Annotated in this window: 16 protein-coding genes and 1 pseudogene; 10 read left to right on the forward strand and 7 right to left on the reverse strand. The window is 53.6% G+C overall.

Features of this window, described 5'->3' with window-relative positions:
* A pseudogene (locus HBA26_RS22950) lies at positions 1-141 on the reverse strand (hypothetical protein); the annotation flags it as partial.
* Between the two features lie 82 nt (positions 142-223).
* Between HBA26_RS22950 and dgt the strand changes: the two are divergent.
* The 3 genes from dgt (at position 224) to cdaR (ending at position 4,610) form a co-directional block, all read left to right on the forward strand.
* A complete protein-coding gene (dgt, locus tag HBA26_RS16765) occupies positions 224-1,738 on the forward strand; it encodes a dGTPase (protein WP_126345465.1) in 1,515 nt (504 codons plus the stop codon).
* A gap of 131 nt (positions 1,739-1,869) precedes the next feature.
* Positions 1,870-3,306 (forward strand): serine endoprotease DegP, encoded by a 1,437-nt coding sequence (gene degP / locus HBA26_RS16770; protein ID WP_028015572.1) that lies wholly within the window; start codon positions 1,870-1,872, stop codon positions 3,304-3,306.
* A gap of 146 nt (positions 3,307-3,452) precedes the next feature.
* Positions 3,453-4,610 (forward strand): DNA-binding transcriptional regulator CdaR, encoded by a 1,158-nt coding sequence (gene cdaR / locus HBA26_RS16775; protein WP_032644978.1) that lies wholly within the window; start codon positions 3,453-3,455, stop codon positions 4,608-4,610.
* A 92-nt stretch (positions 4,611-4,702) separates the two neighbouring features.
* On the opposite strand, the gene HBA26_RS16780 is transcribed toward cdaR, so the two are convergent.
* From HBA26_RS16780 to HBA26_RS16790, 3 genes are all read right to left on the reverse strand, one after another.
* Entirely contained in the window at positions 4,703-5,089 is a 387-nt protein-coding gene (locus HBA26_RS16780; protein ID WP_014168696.1) for a DUF3461 family protein, read from the reverse strand.
* Between the two features lie 213 nt (positions 5,090-5,302).
* Positions 5,303-6,985: a hypothetical protein gene (locus HBA26_RS16785; protein WP_126345466.1), complete on the reverse strand. Its 1,683-nt coding sequence runs from the start codon at positions 6,983-6,985 to the stop codon at positions 5,303-5,305.
* 9 nt (positions 6,986-6,994) lie between these two features.
* Positions 6,995-7,531 (reverse strand): hypothetical protein, encoded by a 537-nt coding sequence (locus HBA26_RS16790; RefSeq protein WP_047363662.1) that lies wholly within the window; start codon positions 7,529-7,531, stop codon positions 6,995-6,997.
* Between the two features lie 251 nt (positions 7,532-7,782).
* Here HBA26_RS16790 and HBA26_RS16795 point away from each other — a divergent pair, with 251 nt between their 5' ends.
* Entirely contained in the window at positions 7,783-8,415 is a 633-nt protein-coding gene (locus HBA26_RS16795; RefSeq protein ID WP_041911197.1) for a DNA-binding protein, read from the forward strand.
* Here HBA26_RS16795 and dapD read toward each other — a convergent pair.
* The 3 genes from dapD to map form a co-directional block, all read right to left on the reverse strand.
* Positions 8,412-9,236, reverse strand: a complete 825-nt coding sequence (gene dapD / locus HBA26_RS16800) for a 2,3,4,5-tetrahydropyridine-2,6-dicarboxylate N-succinyltransferase (RefSeq protein ID WP_008501915.1) — start codon at positions 9,234-9,236, stop codon at positions 8,412-8,414. The genes HBA26_RS16795 and dapD overlap by 4 nt on opposite strands.
* Positions 9,237-9,268: 32 nt before the next feature.
* Positions 9,269-11,944, reverse strand: coding sequence for a bifunctional uridylyltransferase/uridylyl-removing protein GlnD (gene glnD / locus HBA26_RS16805; protein WP_008501914.1), 2,676 nt, complete (start codon positions 11,942-11,944; stop codon positions 9,269-9,271).
* 62 nt (positions 11,945-12,006) lie between these two features.
* Entirely contained in the window at positions 12,007-12,801 is a 795-nt protein-coding gene (gene map / locus HBA26_RS16810) for a type I methionyl aminopeptidase (RefSeq protein WP_028015578.1), read from the reverse strand.
* A 322-nt stretch (positions 12,802-13,123) separates the two neighbouring features.
* Here map and rpsB point away from each other — a divergent pair, with 322 nt between their 5' ends.
* From rpsB to ispU, 6 genes are all read left to right on the forward strand, one after another.
* On the forward strand, positions 13,124-13,849 hold the full coding sequence (gene rpsB, locus HBA26_RS16815; protein WP_003856207.1) for a 30S ribosomal protein S2: 726 nt from the start codon (positions 13,124-13,126) through the stop codon (positions 13,847-13,849).
* Positions 13,850-13,966: 117 nt separating this feature from the next.
* On the forward strand, positions 13,967-14,818 hold the full coding sequence (tsf, locus tag HBA26_RS16820) for a translation elongation factor Ts (RefSeq protein ID WP_028015579.1): 852 nt from the start codon (positions 13,967-13,969) through the stop codon (positions 14,816-14,818).
* 150 nt (positions 14,819-14,968) lie between these two features.
* The gene (gene pyrH / locus HBA26_RS16825; RefSeq protein ID WP_008501910.1) at positions 14,969-15,694 is read left to right on the forward strand and encodes a UMP kinase; all 726 of its coding nucleotides are present in this window, start codon (positions 14,969-14,971) and stop codon (positions 15,692-15,694) included.
* A 167-nt stretch (positions 15,695-15,861) separates the two neighbouring features.
* Positions 15,862-16,419 (forward strand): ribosome recycling factor, encoded by a 558-nt coding sequence (frr, locus tag HBA26_RS16830; RefSeq protein WP_003856180.1) that lies wholly within the window; start codon positions 15,862-15,864, stop codon positions 16,417-16,419.
* Between the two features lie 95 nt (positions 16,420-16,514).
* Complete coding sequence (gene ispC, locus HBA26_RS16835; RefSeq protein WP_047367359.1) at positions 16,515-17,714, forward strand: 1-deoxy-D-xylulose-5-phosphate reductoisomerase; 1,200 nt, start codon at positions 16,515-16,517, stop codon at positions 17,712-17,714.
* A gap of 185 nt (positions 17,715-17,899) precedes the next feature.
* Positions 17,900-18,658, forward strand: a complete 759-nt coding sequence (gene ispU / locus HBA26_RS16840; protein WP_028015581.1) for a (2E,6E)-farnesyl-diphosphate-specific ditrans,polycis-undecaprenyl-diphosphate synthase — start codon at positions 17,900-17,902, stop codon at positions 18,656-18,658.
* Positions 18,659-18,660 lie beyond the last annotated feature (2 nt).

Genomic DNA, 18,660 nt, shown 5'->3' on the forward strand with positions numbered 1-18,660 from the left:
AGATCTACACTCTCTCCGTCGTCGGCAGCGTCAGATGTGTATAAGAGACAGACCCCCGAGAGAGAGGGTCTGACGGTTCTCAATTTTGTCACGCAGGAGCGTAACTTCTTCTTCCATTGCACCAATAATGCCGATTTTCATAGATTTACTCGCGATGTGCCTTGTTAAGAGGCATAGTCTATCATGCGGTTAAGGGGAAACGCATTCTCACGCGGGGGAGCACATGTCACCAATCGATTTTCGTACCAAAATTAACTGGCACCGACGTTTCCGTTCGCCGCAGGGCGAAAAGAGCGAACATGAGATCCTGCGCATCTTCGAAAGCGATCGCGGCAGGATTATTAACTCGCCCGCCATCCGGCGTCTGCAGCAAAAGACCCAGGTATTCCCGCTGGAGCGTAACGCCGCGGTGCGCACGCGCTTAACCCACTCCATGGAAGTGCAGCAGGTCGGGCGTTATATTGCCAAAGAGATTTTAAGCCGCCTCAAAGAGCAGCGTTTACTGGAAACCTATGGCCTGGATGAGCTGACGGGGCCTTTCGAGAGCATCGTTGAGATGGCCTGCCTGATGCATGACATCGGCAACCCGCCTTTTGGCCATTTTGGCGAGGCGGCTATTAATGACTGGTTTAAACAACGGCTTTATCCGTCGGATGCGGCAAGCCAGCCACTCAGCGATGACCGCTGCATCGTGCGCGATTTACGCCTGCGTGAAGGCGAAGAAGGGCTGAACGATCTGCGCCGCAAAGTGCGCCAGGATCTCTGTCACTTTGAGGGCAACGCGCAGGGGATCCGGCTGGTGCACTCCCTGATGCGCATGAACCTGACCTGGGCGCAGGTTGGCTGCATTTTGAAATATACGCGTCCCGCGTGGTGGATGGGGGAGACGCCCGCATCCCACAGCTATTTAATGAAAAAACCAGGCTATTACCTTTCCGAAGAGGCCTATATAGAACGGCTGCGTAAAGAACTTTCCCTGACGCCAAACGGCCGATTCCCATTGACGTGGATTATGGAAGCCGCCGACGATATTTCCTATTGCGTGGCTGACCTGGAAGATGCCGTTGAGAAAAGAATATTCAGCGTCGAGGAGCTTTATCAGCATCTTTATGCGGCATGGGGAACCCATGAAAAAGGATCGCTGTTTGCGCAGGTTGTCGAAAATGCCTGGGAAAAATCGCGCTCAAATACGTTGAGCCGCAGTACGGAAGATCAGTTCTTTATGTATTTGCGGGTAAATACATTAAATAAACTGGTGCCGTATGCCGCCTCGCGCTTTATTGATAATTTGCCGCAAATCTTTAGCGGGGAATTCAATCATGCGCTATTGGAAGATGACAGCAGTTTCAGCCAACTCCTTGAGCTTTATAAACATGTGGCAATGCGGCATGTGTTCAGCCATCCTGATGTCGAGCAGCTGGAACTGCAGGGATACCGTGTAATCAGTGGATTACTGGAAATTTATTCCCCGTTGCTTCAGCTCCCCGTCGAGGAGTTTAGCGAGCTGGTGGAAAAAGAACGCGTGCGGCGAATTCCTATCGAATCCCGGCTTTATCAGAAACTTTCTACCCGCCATCGGCTGGCGTATGTCGAAGCGATGGGTAAGCTGGATCGCCACGCTCTGGAATGGCCGGTGATGGAATATTATTATCGCTGCCGTCTAATCCAGGACTATATCAGCGGCATGACCGATTTGTATGCCTGGGATGAATACCGCAAGCTCATGGCCGTGGAATAATTCCGGAGTTTTGTAAAGAAGGCCAATAAATTTTTACCTTTTCCATAAACTTATGGCCGGAACTAAGCGGTATAAAATGAATCTGAGTTACACAGCAATTTTGCGTTACCTGTAAATCGAGATTGAGAAACATGAAAAAAACCACATTAGCAATGAGTGCACTGGCTCTGAGTTTAGGTTTAGCGCTGTCTCCTCTGACTGCTACTGCAGCTGAGACCGCGTCGTCGGCAGCAACCGCGCAGCAGATGCCAAGCCTGGCACCGATGCTCGAAAAAGTGATGCCATCGGTGGTGAGTATTAACGTTGAGGGCAGCACGACCGTCAATACGCCGCGCATGCCGCGTAACTTCCAGCAGTTCTTCGGTGACAATTCACCGTTCTGCCAGGACGGTTCGCCGTTCCAGAGTTCTCCGTTCTGTCAGGGCGGTGGCGCAGGGGATGACGGCCAGGGCGGCGGCCAGCAACAGAAATTCATGGCGCTTGGTTCCGGTGTGATTATTGATGCCGCAAAAGGCTACGTGGTCACCAACAACCACGTTGTGGATAACGCCAGCACCATTAAAGTTCAGCTGAGTGATGGTCGTAAATTCGATGCTAAAGTGGTGGGTAAAGATCCGCGCTCCGACATCGCGCTGATCCAGATTCAGGATCCGAAGAACCTGACGGCGATTAAAATTGCCGACTCCGATGCGCTGCGCGTGGGCGATTACACCGTCGCTATCGGTAACCCGTTCGGTCTGGGTGAAACCGTGACCTCCGGTATTGTCTCTGCGCTGGGCCGTAGCGGCCTGAATGCGGAAAACTATGAAAACTTCATCCAGACGGATGCGGCCATTAACCGTGGTAACTCCGGCGGTGCGCTGGTGAACCTGAACGGCGAGCTGATCGGTATCAACACCGCTATTCTGGCACCGGACGGCGGCAACATCGGTATCGGCTTTGCTATCCCGAGTAACATGGTGAAAAACCTGACTGCTCAGATGGTGCAGTATGGCCAGGTGAAACGCGGTGAGCTGGGTATTATGGGTACCGAGCTGAACTCCGAGCTGGCGAAAGCGATGAAGGTGGATGCGCAGCGCGGTGCGTTCGTCAGCCAGGTTATGCCGAACTCCTCTGCAGCGAAGGCGGGCATTAAAGCGGGTGATGTGATCACCTCTCTGAACGGTAAACCGATCAGCAGCTTTGCCGCCCTGCGTGCGGAAGTGGGCTCGATGCCAATTGGCAGCAAAGTGACCCTTGGCCTGCTGCGTGACGGCAAACCGGTTAACGTAAGCCTGGAGCTGCAGCAGAGCAGCCAGAATCAGGTGGACTCCAGCACCATCTTCAGCGGAATTGAAGGCGCAGAGATGAGTAACAAGGGCCAGGACAAAGGCGTGGTGGTGAACAACGTGAAAGCAAATTCACCTGCTGCCCGTATCGGCCTGAAAAAAGGCGATGTGATCATGGGGGCTAACCAGCAACCGGTGAAAAACATCGCTGAACTGCGCAAAATTCTCGACAGCAAACCGTCCGTACTGGCGCTGAATATCCAGCGCGGTGACACCTCAATTTACCTGCTGATGCAGTAATCCTTTTAAGCCCCTGTTCGCAGGGGCTTTCTTGTTTCTGTGACGCCTACCGCAACTCCATACTTCCCCCTCTCACTTTGTGCATTCGCACAATGCAGTCGCTGCTGAACTTCCCTATGCTTGAGCTCTGCTCACAGGAGGGTTACATGGCTGGCTGGCATCTTGATACCAAAATGGCGCAGGATATTGTGGCGCGCACCATGCGCATCATTGATACCAATATCAACGTAATGGATGCCCGCGGGCGCATTATTGGCAGCGGCGATCGCGAGCGTATTGGGGAATTGCACGAAGGAGCCCTGCTGGTGCTCTCTCAGGGTCGCGTGGTTGATATCGATGATGCGGTAGCGAAACACCTGCACGGCGTGCGTCAGGGGATCAACCTGCCGCTGCGTCTGGAAGGGGAAATTGTTGGCGTCATCGGCCTGACGGGCGAACCGGAATCCCTGCGTAAATACGGCGAGCTGGTCTGCATGACGGCGGAAATGATGCTGGAGCAGTCTCGCCTGATGCATCTGCTTGCTCAGGACAGCCGTTTACGCGAGGAGCTGGTGATGAACCTGATTCAGGCGGAAGAACATACGCCTGCACTCAGCGAATGGGCGCAGCGTCTGGGGATCGACCTGAACCAGCCGCGCGTGGTGGCAGTGATTGAGGTCGATAGCGGACAGCTTGGCGTCGACAGCGCGATGGCCGAGCTGCAGCAGCTGCAAAATGCGCTGGCGACGCCGGAGCGCGACAACCTGGTGGCGATAGTCTCGCTGACGGAAATGGTGGTACTCAAACCCGCGCTCAATGCGTTCGGCCGCTGGGATGCGGAAGATCATCGTCGTCGCGTGGAACTGCTGATTTCCCGTATGCAGGAGAACGGCCAGTTGCGTTTTCGCGTTGCCCTGGGCAATTACTTTACCGGGCCGGGCAGCATCGCCCGGTCCTGGCGTACCGCGCGCACCACCATGATGGTGGGCAAGCAGCGGATGCCGGAGAGCCGCAGTTATTTCTATCAGGATCTGATGCTGCCGGTGCTGCTCGACAGCCTGCGCGGCGGCTGGCAGGCCAATGAGCTGGCGCGGCCATTAGCGCGCCTGAAGGCGATGGACAACAATGGGTTGCTGCGCCGGACGCTGCAGGCGTGGTTTCGCCATAACGTGCAACCGCTGGCGACCTCAAAAGCGCTGTTTATTCACCGCAATACGCTTGAGTACCGGCTAAACCGGATCTCGGAGCTGACGGGGCTGGATTTGGGGAACTTTGACGACAGGCTGCTGCTCTATGTCGCGTTGCAGCTGGACGAACAGAGATGACTGAGTGCGGTCTGGTGCCCTCACCCCATCCCTCTCCCACGGGGAGAGGGCGCAAACACTAAAAACGGCAATCAGGGATTGCCGTTTTGCTTTTATTTCCGCGTTAATTTCTCAAGATCTGCTTCAATCTCGCTGATCTTGTTGGTGACAACGCTTTCAAGGTGACGCAGATCGTCGAGGATCTTACGCTTGAGATCGACTTCGGTGCGATCGCGCTGGCAAATCTGATCGAGTTCATCGATCACATAGCGCAGGTTAGGGCTGATTTCCTGCACCTCTTTGTACCCTTGTCCTACGCCGTCAGCGACGACGGTCTTACGCTGGCGTGGATATTTAAACTTCACGCTCTTGGCGAAAAACTCTCCTTTATCCTTGTGAAAATAGATTTTTAAAATGTCGTTGTTGGCTTCCTGGCGAAGGCTGTAACGATCGATTTCATCAGGATTGGTAATGCCCAGACTTTTCAGATTATCGTACATAGCGGTACCCTTATCTCAACATAACCTTTGAATAATTAATGAAAAAATTCCTTTTTGCCACCCTCATATATAAAAAAAGCGGGGTCGATCCTGATTACATTTCACTGAAATTACCGGGCAGGGAAGGTGCATTGCCCCCACTCGTTTATTGTTGTTTTTAACGACTACGTCAAGTGGAAATCATTTTAATACCAAAACCTGACGATCTGAGCGCTAGCGCAGTAAGGCGATGGAGGCCAGCATTTCGCTTTCCGTGGTGGTAATTTCCTGTTCCAACAGTTCGTCGATCCGCTGTTTTTTGATTGCCTGGTTGACGCCGAACAGATCGAGCTTATCCAGCAGGAACATCACCAGCGCCGTAATCACGGCGGTCAGGACCGATGAGAGTAAAATGGGGAGCGGTCCTGGTAGACCAAGGCCGCTGAGCCATGACTCAAGGCCAATAGCCGCAAAGACGGAAAGAGAACCTGCTACAAGCTTAAGAATGGCATCGCCTTTTTGGGCCATACTGCTGTGTTTATCCCTGAGGATCGGTACCGTCTGCATCAGGACCTTAAAGCCTTCTTTTACCATCCGCATGATGTTTTTGAACACGCCAACGAAGCAGTTAACAATCCCTTCCAGCAGCATCGACACGAAATTTTTAATAAAGCCGACGGCAACATCTTTTAATAAAACGACAGCGTTTTTGAGAATGTGATCTTTCATGCGACCAAGACGAATCGACAGAGCCTGCGAAAAATCGCTCGCATCTACGCCAGCTTCAATACCGTGCGTTAAACAGCTGCGCAGCTCATAGTAAAGAGGCTTGATAATGAAGAGAATGAGATCGCCCAGCGACTGATGACCTGATGCCTGGGCCGCATCTTTCGCCAGAACTTTTTGGACGTCGCGATCCTTGCGGATATTATCAAATACGGTTTCATTGGTTTTGGTATCCATCGTTTGCTGCGCGATGTCCATTTTCTCGACCATCACCTGCCGCGTTTTGATTTCCTCTTCTGTCAGCGGATGTGCGACATCTTTTTTCCCTTTTTTGACAACTACAAAGCCCTGATCGATCTCCTGCTGGAGTTCTTCGCGGGTTTTAGCGAACTTACCGGTTTTCTCGCCACGGTTATTTTGCATGCTGGTAACAGCATAATTTTCGTCAATATTGAGAATATTTTTGATGTCATCAAGCTTCAGAGCCTTGTTGCTTTTGAGGTTGTTGCATACTTCGGCGCAGGAGACGACATGATCGACTTCGGCAGCCTGCTTCTGCTCTCCCTCGCTTTTCGCATGTTTTTTGTACTGGTAGATCGTGCCGTTACCATATTCATCCTCAGCGCGCAGATTACCGGAGAAATGGTTCTCTTTACGGGCCTCCATTTTTGCACCATCGCGCATGTTCAGAGAGTCGTTGTTGCGCGTCATTTCGCCGCCGTTAAACGACGATTGTTCAGAAAAACGGTCAATGTTTTGACGTTCGTTCAAGTGCTCGCTGTAGCTATCCAGCATAAAGGCATTTCTTTCGGGCGCTTCGTAACTGAACGCCCGGCACTCCTGGTACAGGCGGGACGGGGTAACACCTTGTCGGGTGCCGATATTGCAGGCGCGCATTGTGCCGTCGAGCAGGCTGAGAAACACGGGTTCGAGGATATTGTCGATGGCGCTGCCCGTTGAGATTACGTTCAGGCGGGCCATAACGTCGTCGTTGCTGACCGTCAGGTTGGCCCCCATGATCGCTTCGCGGTAAATGCTGCCGGTATCGCACCCCTTTATAAATGCAGCATCGACTTCTCCGGTCAGATGAGCTTTGATGGCGGACGCCGTCGCCACGGATTTTAGCGCAGGGGCATTCCGCACCTGTTGCAGCTTTTTCATTCTGGCGAGATGTGCATTAAGATTTGTCATCCGTCGTCCTCAGGCCGCAACCAGTAAGTTCCAGGAGGCCATAAAATCACTTTCGCTTTGTGTTCTTAGCTCATCCTGACTTGCCATCATGCCAACAATGAGGCTAAACCTCTCCAGGCTTTTCGCATCGTTAAGCTGATATTCATTTATAAGTGACCAAACCGTTGGCAGATTGGGCGGTGTTTCGACCATCTCGACGATCTTCTGCTGAACGGCTTGAGGTAACTTTTCCCGCGGAACAAGACCAGACACTGCATCATCCAGCAGGGCAATATTTTCCGCTGGGGTCTTGCCATTAGCCTTGATGCAGCATGTCCCCAGCGCATACGCCGCGAGGATAAAGTCATCCCGTTTACTGATATCGCGCATCTTGTCCGCCAGTTCAGTCTGGAGTTTTTTGATCTTTTCGGCATATTCAGCTTTTGCGATCTGCTGCCCTTCAGCAATCCCTTCGTCTTTGCCGTTATTTTTTCCCCATAAATACGTCCCGGCCAGAGTGACCAGACCTGCGATCCCCGCACCAATTATTTTGCCGTAATGACTCATTGCACGATTCCCGTTTATTGTCCGCAAGGCCAGATTATTATTTGCTGTTCACGAATAATATCGTTAATCCTGTTTTTCAACAAACCTATGTTTTAAAAGAAAAAATTTGCATTAAGTAACGAGGTGAACTTGCTTGTAAAGAGATTCATCATTGTTACTTCAGCTGAGAAAAGGCGAGCGAGACGGGTATTCAAAAGCGGGGAAATGAGGCAAAGTTATCGCACGAAAGCGTAGCCCGCGGGGATAATGACATGTCAGGACGCATTGATTATCAGATCGAAAAATACAGCTTTGGCGCCGCAGATGAGAGCCCAAGGCTCACGCACCAGTGGGCAGAAGTTGCCGCAGAGTGCCGCCAGCTAAAAGCGGGTGCGGAAGAGCGTTTACGTATTGCCTTACTGAACGTGGATTATGTCACCAGCTTCGAACTGCCGTTCCGACTGGTGCTGACCCGCGCCCCTCAGCTTATCGCCGGGCTGCGCGATGAGTTTCAGCTAAGCCAGAAGAACGTCATCTTTAACGGCAAGCGCTTTGGCTGCGTCTACAGCCTGAAAGCCGATCTCAATGCGATTCCTGAGGCTTTTCAGTACCGCATGAGCACCCGCATTCGGCGGATCGATCCCACCGGGCTTACTGCAGAGCCCTTCCGGCAGATCGCCAAAGAGGTAAAAGCGCCGCGTGAGCGACTGAAGCTGGCGCTGGAGTCGGGTCTGGCCGTGACGGCTCTCGACGGGCTTTTCTGGCTGGGGAGCCAGCGTATGGCGGCGGATATCGCAGGGTTGAGAAAAAAGGGAATGGCAATCGCCACTGCGGAAACGGACGTTTTTGATGATTACACCGGGACGCACAGGCGCGTCCCGGTTTATCAACGCGTCGGGGATTAGTCGATGGTGCGCAGCAGTTCGTTGATGCCCACTTTACCGCGGGTTTTCGCATCCACTTTCTTCACGATAACGGCACAGTACAGGCTGTATTTACCGTCTTTTGACGGCAGGTTACCGGAAACGACCACTGAGCCCGCCGGAACGCGACCGTAGTGCACTTCGCCGGTTTCGCGATCGTAAATGCGGGTGCTCTGGCCGATGTAAACGCCCATGGAGATCACGGAGCCTTCTTCCACGATCACGCCTTCAACCACTTCTGAACGCGCGCCGATGAAGCAGTTGTCTTCGATGATGGTCGGGTTAGCCTGCAGTGGCTCCAGAACGCCACCGATGCCGACGCCGCCGGACAGGTGAACGTTTTTACCGATCTGCGCGCAGGAACCGACGGTTGCCCAGGTATCGACCATGGTGCCTTCGTCAACGTATGCACCGATGTTCACATAGGATGGCATCAGCACGGTGTTGCGTGCGATGAATGCACCCTGACGTACTGCTGCCGGTGGTACTACGCGGAAGCCTTCTTTCTGAAAACGCGCTTCGTCGTAATCCGCGAATTTCATTGGCACTTTATCGAAGTAGCGGCTTTCTGCTCCGTCGATAACCTGGTTATCGTTGATGCGGAAAGAGAGCAGCACGGCCTTCTTCAGCCATTGATGAGTGACCCACTGACCGTCGATTTTTTCTGCCACGCGCAGGGCGCCGGAATCCAGCAGGGAAATAACCTGGTTTACCGCTTCACGGGTCACGGTATCCACATTTGCCGGAGTGATCTCGGCGCGACGCTCAAAAGCGGACTCAATAACGTTCTGTAACTGCTGCATTGTTTACTCTTTCCATTTTACTAAAAAACACGTCACCCTTTATCGTTTGGATTGAGGGCTGCTGTCAACCGTTGTTGCACTTCAAGCTGCAGGTCATTATTAAGGGCACGCCGATCGGCGGTGGCGATTATAAATAAATCTTCTACTCGCTCGCCAATGGTTGTAATTCGGGCCCCATGAAGCGAAATTCCCAGATCGGCAAAAACCTGGCCGACGCGGGCAAGCAGCCCTGGCTGGTCGAGCGCGATCAGCTCCAGGAACGATTTACGGTCGGTGTGGGTCGGCAGGAAGTTGACCTCGGTATCGACGGTAAAGTGGCGTAACTTAGCCGGCTGACGGCGCGGCTGCGGTGGCTGCCAGCTGCGCTGCGTGATCGCCTGCTCCAGACCGAAGCGTATCCCTTCATGCCTGTCCGAGGACAGCGGGCTGCCGTCCGGCTCCAGCACAATAAAGGTATCCATCGCCATGCCGTCGCGGGTGGTAAAAATCTGCGCGTCATGAACGCTCAGGTTACGCCTGTCCAGCTCGGCGCAGACGGCAGCAAACAGATAAGGCCGGTCCGGGCTCCAGATGAATATCTCCGTTCCGCCGCGCGTGGCCTGCGGGCTCAGCAGGATCATCGGTTGAGACAGATCGTGCTTCAGCAGGTGCCGCGCGTGCCAGGCAAGCTGGTTTGGGCTGTGGCGCACAAAATAGTTGGCACGGCAGCGGGCCCAAATCTGATGCAGCGCTTCTTCATCAATGTTATCCATCCGCAGCAGCGCCAGCGCCTGCAGCTGGTGATGACGCACGCGCTCGCGCATGTCCGGGGTGTTTTGCATCCCGCGTCGCAGCTGTTTTTCGGTGGCGAAGTACAGCTCGCGCAGCAGGCTCTGCTTCCAGCTGTTCCACAGGGTCTCGTTGGTGGCGCAAATATCGGCCACCGTCAGGCAGACCAGATAGCGCAGACGGTTTTCCGTTTGAACTTCTTCGGCGAACTGCTTAATAACCTCAGGGTCCTGAATATCGCGACGCTGGGCGGTGACCGACATCAGCAGGTGATGGCGCACCAGCCAGGCGACCAGCTGCGTTTCGCGCGAATTGAGACCGTGCAGTTCGGCAAATTTCAGCACGTCCTGCGCGCCCAGCACCGAGTGATCGCCGCCGCGGCCCTTAGCGATGTCGTGGAACAGGGCGGCAATCAGGATCAGTTCCGGATGGGTCAGGCGCGGCCACAGCTCCACGCACAGCGGGTGGCGGGAGCGCGTCTCTTCTTTGGCAAAGCTTTCCAGCTTGAGCATCACGCGGATGGTGTGTTCATCCACCGTGTAGGCGTGGAACAGATCGAACTGCATCTGCCCAACGATGTGCGACCACTGCGGCATATAGGCCCACAGCACGCTGTGACGGTGCATCGGCAGCAGCCCGCGGCTGACGGCACCCGGATGGCGGAGCATGCTCAGGAACAGCGAGCGCGCTTCCGGGATGTAACACAAAGGCTGCGTCAGATGGCGGCGCGCGTGGCGCAGATGGCGCAGGGTGGTGGAGTAGATCCCGGTGATGGTGCTGTTGCGCACCATGGTGTAGAACATCCGCAGGATCGCTTCCGGCTCACGGATAAACAGCGTTTCGTCGCGCAGATCGATAAGCGTGCCGCGCAGCTGGAATTCATCGTCAATCGGGCGCGGCTTTTCGTCGGCAGTCAGGGCCAGAATGGCCTCGTCGAACAGCTGCAACAGCATCTGGTTCAGCTCGGTGACCCGGCGGGTGACGCGGAAGAAATCCTTCATCATCTGCTCAACCGGCTCGTTGCCTTCGCCCTGATAGTTCAGCCGCTGCGCTACGCTGAGCTGACGGTCAAACAGCAGGCGGTTATCGTAGCGGGTAACTTCCAGATGCAGGGCAAAACGGATGCGCCACAGCAGGTGCAGACACTCGTTTAGCTCGTTACGCTCGGCCTCGGTCAGGAAGCCAAAGCCGACCATCTCGTCCATCGAGGTGGCGCCAAAGTGACGACGGGCGACCCACTGTAACGTGTGGATGTCGCGCAGGCCGCCGGGGCTGCTTTTAATATCGGGTTCAAGATTATAGCTGGTGCCGTGGTAGCGCTGGTGGCGCTGGTTTTGTTCCTCGACCTTGGCGGCGAAGAATTTCTCAGATGGCCAGAAGCCGTCGCTGAAAATATGCTTTTGCAGCTCCAGAAACAGCGCGACGTCACCAATCAGCAGGCGGGTTTCAATCAGGTTGGTGGCGACGGTCAGGTCCGAGAGCCCCTCCAGCAGGCACTCTTCCAGGGTGCGTACGCTGTGGCCCACTTCAAGCTTGACGTCCCACAGCAGAGTCAGCAGCTCGCCTATTTTCTGCGCCTGTTCGTCCGGCAGTTTTTTGCGGCTCAGGATCAGCAGGTCGATATCGGAAAGCGGATGCAGCTCCCCGCGGCCATAGCCCCCCACGGCAACCAGCGCGACGTCGCTCACCTGCCCGAAACCGTAGTCGATCCACAGACGTTGCAGGAGCTGGTCGATAAATTCGGTGCGCGCTTCGATGAGCTGCTCGGCAGAGACGCCCGCGTCGAACGCGCTGCCCAGCCAGCGGTGGAAAACATCCATATGGGCTTTTATGTGCGCGCAGGTCAGTTCGTGCGGCGGCCAGACGCCCGGGTTATCGGGCTGGTCGGGGAGGGTGGGAAGTGCTGTGTTAGCATACTGTTCGGGTAATAGATTACTCATCGTGCGCCACCCATAAGAAAAAGCTATCGCCATTAAAAAAGCCGGCATTTGCCGGCTTCTTATCACTCAATGTTCGTCAGTATTGCCGGGATGGTGTCATCCTTGCGCAACGTCATAATTTCGCAGCCGTTGTCCGTTACCACAATAGTATGCTCGTACTGGGCAGACAAGCTTCTGTCTTTGGTTTTCACCGTCCAGCCGTCTTTCATAGTGCGGATGCGGTAGTCACCGGCGTTGACCATCGGTTCGATGGTGAAGGTCATCCCTTTCTGCAGCACCACGCCGCCGTCATCGGCATCATAGTGCAGAACCTGCGGCTCTTCATGGAAGACGCGGCCAATGCCGTGACCGCAGTATTCGCGCACCACGGAGAAACCTTCCGCTTCCACGAATTTCTGAATTGCGGCACCGAGAGTGCGCAGGCGGATGCCCGGCTTAACCATTTTCAGCGCCAGGTACAGGCTCTCTTGCGTCACTTTGCACAGACGCTCGCCCAGAATCGTTGGTTTGCCAACGATGAACATCTTCGAGGTGTCACCGTGGTACTCGTCTTTAATGACGGTCACGTCGATGTTGACGATGTCGCCATCTTTTAACAGTTTTTCGTCGTCCGGAATACCGTGGCAAACCACTTCATTAATAGAGATGCAGACGGATTTCGGGAAACCGTGGTAGCCGAGACAGGCGGAAACCGCGTGCTGCTCGTTAACGATATAGTCATTACATATGCGATCCAGTTCGCCGGTGCTGACGCCCGGTTTCACGAACGGCTCGATCATTTCCAGCACTTCCGCGGCCAGACGACCGGCGACGCGCATCTTTTCAATTTCTTCAGGTGTCTTAATAGAGATAGCCATGTAATCTGTCCATCGGTGTCGATTTTTTCGACAATACTAGTCTAAGTGTCGTCAATGGTATCAGTCAGGCACGCCCCGTGCCAAATTGAGAATCATTAACAGCACACTCCGCCAACAACTGTTGGTTTCTGGTCGTGTTTTGTGGTATAAAGCGCGCCGGACTTCCGATCCATCTCAGATACACAGGCTGGACGGAAGCGACAAATCTCACTTTGTGTAACAACACACACGTATCGGCACATATTCCGGGGTGCCCTTCGGGGTCGGTAATATGGGATACGTGGAGGCATAACCCCAACTTTCAATATAGAGGTTTTAAAACATGGCAACTGTTTCCATGCGCGACATGCTCAAGGCTGGTGTTCACTTTGGTCACCAGACCCGTTACTGGAACCCGAAAATGAAGCCTTTCATCTTCGGTGCGCGTAACAAAGTTCACATCATCAACCTTGAGAAAACTGTACCAATGTTCAACGAAGCCCTGGCTGAGCTGAACAAGATCTCTTCCCGTAAAGGTAAGATTCTGTTCGTTGGTACTAAGCGCGCTGCAAGCGAAGCTGTGAAAGATGCTGCTAACAGCTGCGACCAGTTCTTCGTGAACCATCGCTGGTTGGGCGGCATGCTGACCAACTGGAAAACTGTTCGTCAGTCCATCAAGCGCCTGAAAGATCTGGAAACCCAGTCTCAGGACGGTACTTTCGACAAGCTGACTAAGAAAGAAGCGCTGATGCGCACTCGTGAACTGGACAAGCTGGAAAACAGCCTGGGCGGTATCAAAGATATGGGCGGCCTGCCAGACGCGCTGTTCGTAATCGATGCAGACCACGAGCACATCGCTATCAAAGAAGCTAACAACCTGGGTATCCCGGTATTCGCTATCGTTGATACCAACTCCGATCCGGACGGTGTTGACTTCGTTATCCCGGGTAACGACGACGCAATCCGTGCTGTTAGCCTGTACCTGAGCGCTGTAGCTGCTACCGTTCGTGAAGGCCGTTCCCAGGATCTGGCTTCTCAGGCGGAAGAAAGCTTCGTAGAAGCTGAATAATAAGGTTTTACCCCTTATTAGTACCGTGTATGAATAGGGGCCCATTATCGGCCCCTTTTTTCAATTTACACTGTTTGGCCTCCGGCCGGGCAGTTCACATCTCCCGAGGATTTAAGAATGGCTGAAATTACCGCATCCCTGGTAAAAGAGCTGCGCGAGCGTACTGGCGCAGGCATGATGGATTGCAAAAAAGCGCTGACTGAAGCGAACGGCGACATCGAGCTGGCAATCGAAAACATGCGTAAATCCGGTGCGATCAAAGCAGCTAAGAAAGCAGGCAACGTTGCTGCTGACGGCGTGATCATCACTAAAATCGACGGCACCTACGGCATCATTCTGGAAGTTAACTGCCAGACTGACTTCGTTGCTAAAGATGGCGGTTTCCAGGCATTTGCGAACAAAGTTCTGGACGCAGCTGTTGCTGGCAAAATCACTGACGTTGAAGTTCTGAAAGCACAGTTCGAAGAAGAACGTGTTGCGCTGGTTGCTAAAATCGGTGAGAACATCAACATCCGTCGCGTATCTTCCCTGGAAGGCGAAGTACTGGGTTCTTACCAGCACGGTGCACGTATCGGTGTTCTGGTTGCGGCTAAAGGCGCTGACGAAGAGCTGGTTAAACAGCTGGCAATGCACATCGCTGCAAGCAAACCAGAATTCGTTAAGCCAGAAGACGTGTCTGCTGAAGTGGTAGAGAAAGAGTACCAGGTTCAGCTGGACATCGCGATGCAGTCTGGTAAGCCAAAAGAAATCGCAGAGAAAATGGTTGAAGGCCGCATGAAGAAATTCACCGGCGAAGTTTCTCTGACTGGCCAGCCTTTCGTTATGGATCCAAGCAAGTCTGTTGCTCAGCTGCTGAAAGAGCACAACGCTGACGTAACTGGCTTCATCCGCTTCGAAGTGGGCGAAGGCATCGAGAAAGTTGAGACTGACTTCGCAGCAGAAGTTGCTGCAATGTCCAAGCAGTCTTAATGATTGAAAAGGAGCCGCCTGAGGGCGGCTTCTTTTTGTCACCCGTCACAGGAAATCAGACAGGCTCCAGTATCGCCGTGCTGATTTGCGGCATATTATGTCGCCAGAATTAACTCCCATCTTAATCGTTGACAGTCTCAGGAAAGAAACATGGCTACCAATGCAAAACCCGTGTACAAACGCATTCTGCTTAAGCTGAGTGGCGAAGCGCTGCAGGGATCGGAAGGCTTCGGTATTGACGCAAGCATCCTTGATCGCATGGCACAGGAAATCAAAGAACTGGTCGAACTGGGTATCCAGGTTGGCGTGGTCATTGGCGGTGGCAACCTTTTCCGTGGTGCTGGTCTGGCGAAAGCGGGGATGAACCGCGTTGTGGGCGACCACATGGGTATGCTGGCAACCGTGATGAATGGCCTGGCAATGCGTGATGCGCTCCATCGCGCCTACGTGAATGCCCGCCTGATGTCCGCGATTCCCCTGAATGGCGTTTGCGATAATTACAGCTGGGCAGAGGCCATCAGCCTGCTGCGCAACAACCGCGTGGTGATCCTCTCCGCCGGTACGGGTAACCCGTTCTTTACCACCGATTCCGCTGCCTGCCTGCGCGGTATCGAAATTGAAGCCGACGTGGTGCTGAAAGCGACCAAAGTAGACGGCGTGTTTACTGCCGACCCGGCAAAAGATCCTTCTGCGACCATGTACGATCAGCTGAGCTACAGCGAAGTGCTGGATAAAGAGCTGAAAGTGATGGATCTTGCCGCCTTCACGCTGGCTCGCGACCACAAACTGCCGATCCGAGTCTTCAACATGAACAAGCCTGGCGCACTGCGTCGCGTGGTCATGGGCGAAAAAGAAGGCACTTTGATCACGGAATAATTTCCGTCGACGATAAATACAGGTAAGATTCCGCTTTACTTTGTAGTGGTATCTTACCTGGACGCGCCTTTGGCGTTGTCATGAATTAAACGCGACTATACTTAGCACACCTGTAGCGCTGTGCTGGCGGATAGTCTGCCTGAGACAAGTTTTCAAGGATTCGTAACGTGATTAACGACATCAGAAAAGATGCTGAAGTACGCATGGACAAATGCGTAGAAGCGTTCAAAAACCAAATCAGCAAAATCCGTACTGGCCGTGCTTCCCCAAGCCTGCTGGATGGCATCATCGTAGAATACTACGGTACGCCAACCCCTCTGCGTCAGCTCGCGAGCGTGACGGTTGAAGATACCCGTACGCTGAAAATCAACGTCTTCGATCGCTCTATGAGCCCGGCCGTTGAGAAAGCGATCATGGCTTCTGACCTGGGTCTGAACCCAAGCTCAGCGGGTGCTGACATCCGCGTTCCGCTGCCTCCGCTGACGGAAGAGCGTCGTAAAGATCTCATCAAAGTGGTTCGCGGTGAAGCTGAGCAAGGTCGTGTTTCCGTGCGTAACGTGCGTCGCGATGCGAACGATAAAGTGAAAGCACTGCTGAAAGAAAAAGAGATCAGCGAAGATGACGATCGTCGTTCTCAGGACGACATTCAGAAAATGACCGACGCTGCCATCAAGAAAATTGATGCGGCGCTGGCAGAAAAAGAAGCGGAACTGATGCAGTTCTGATTTCTGTCGTACACTGATAAACGCCGTTCAGAGGGACTTCGGGTCTTGCTGGCGGCGTTTTGCTTTTATCTGGTCTAACTTTTTTCGGGCATCTCATGAAGCATTTAACACTCCTCGGCTCAACCGGTTCCATTGGTTGCAGTACTCTCGACGTCGTCCGCCATAATCCTGAACTTTACACCGTGACAGCGCTGGTGGCCGGTAAGAATGTGCAGCGTATGGTCGAGCAGTGCCTGGAGTTTATGCCCCGCTATGCGGTGATGGATGACGAAGAGGGCGCGCGCCTGCTAAAAGCCCAACTGCGTGAGAAGGGCAGCCGAACCGAGGTGCTGAGTGGCCAGCAGGCGGCCTGCGAGATGGCGGCGCTGGATGAGGTTGACCAGGTTATGGCGGCCATTGTCGGCGCAGCCGGGCTGCTGCCGACACTTGCTGCGATCGATGCCGGTAAAGATGTTTTGCTCGCCAATAAAGAGTCGCTGGTGACCTGCGGACGTCTGTTCATGGACGCGGTAAAACAGCGCGGGGCGCGTCTTTTACCGGTCGACAGCGAGCATAACGCCATTTTTCAGAGTTTACCGCAACCTTTTCAACAGAACCTGGGGTACGCTGACCTGGAGCAGAATGGCGTTGTGTCGATTCTGCTTACCGGGTCTGGTGGCCCGTTCCGTGAAACGCCACTGTCTGAACTGCGCGCAATGACGCCGGATCAGGCGTGCCGTCATCCGAACTGGTCAATGGGGCGTAAAATCTCCGTGGATTCTGCCACCATGATGAACAAAGGTCTGGAATACATTGAAGCGCGCTGGCTGTTTAATGCGTCGGCGAAACAGATGGAAGTACTGATCCACCCGCAGTCGGTGATTCACTCGATGGTGCGCTATCAGGATGGCAGCGTGCTGGCACAGCTCGGCGAGCCGGATATGCGTACGCCTATTGCCCATTCAATGGCATGGCCGAACCGGGTGAAATCCGGCGTGAAGCCGCTTGATTTCTGTAAGCTCAGTTCTCTGACGTTCAGTGAACCAGACTACGATCGTTATCCTTGTCTGAAGCTTGCAATGAACGCCTTTGACCAGGGGCAGGCGGCGACGACAGCACTGAATGCAGCCAATGAAATTACCGTTGACGCATTTCTGAATCAGCAGATCCGTTTTACCGATATCGCGTCCTTAAATTTATCGGTACTGGAAATGATGGATTTGCGCGAGCCACAAAGCGTGGAAGAGGTACTGGCGGTGGATACAGCTGCTCGTGATATTGCGCGTAAACAGGTGACACGTCTCGCAAGCTGGTGATAAAGCAAGCACTAGTGGTCGTGCTATTTGTTAGCGTTGGGCTTCAGTGATATAGTCTGCGCCACCTGATCGCAGGAATTTGACTTTATGTGGTCAGGTAAGCCGTGGTTTGACACGGCTTTTTTATGTACAGGCTTAAGTATTCCTGAGTACCGTTAAATCCTTTCAGGGACAAAAAACGCGTTATGTTGTCTGCGAATCAACCAATAAGCGAAAACTTGCCAGCTCATGGCTGCCGTCATGTAGCAATCATTATGGATGGCAACGGGCGCTGGGCGAAAAGACAAGGGAAAATACGAGCCTTTGGGCATAAAGCGGGAGCGAAATCTGTTCGCCGCGCCGTCTCTTTTGCCGCCAATAACGGCATTGATGCGTTAACGCTCTATGCTTTTAGCAGTGAAAACTGGAATCGACCTCCGCAGGAAGTGACTGCGTTGATGGAATTGTTCGTGTGGGCGCTAGACAGCGAAGTAAAAAGCCTGCACCGCCACAACGTTCGCCTGCGCATCATTGGCGATACCAGTCGTTTTAACTCACGTTTGCAGGAGCGGATTCGTAAAGCAGAAGCGCTGACGGAAAATAATACCGGTCTGACGCTCAACGTTGCGGCGAATTACGGTGGACGCTGGGATATTATCCAGGGCGTTCGGCATCTGGCCGAACAGGTTCAGGAAGGGCTGTTGAGACCCGACCAGATTGATGAAGAGGCGCTGAGCAAGCAAATCTGCATGAATGAACTGGCACCTGTGGATTTGGTAATTAGGACAGGGGGGGAACATCGCATAAGTAACTTTCTGATATGGCAAATTGCCTATGCTGAACTTTACTTTACAGATGTTCTCTGGCCCGATTTTGATGAACAAGACTTTGAAGGTGCGCTGCATGCCTTTGCCAATCGAGAGCGTCGTTTCGGCGGCACCGAGCCAGGTGGCGACAAAGCCTGATG

The organism is Enterobacter sp. 725m/11 (genome assembly GCF_011683705.1).
Lineage (GTDB): Bacteria > Pseudomonadota > Gammaproteobacteria > Enterobacterales > Enterobacteriaceae > Enterobacter > Enterobacter bugandensis.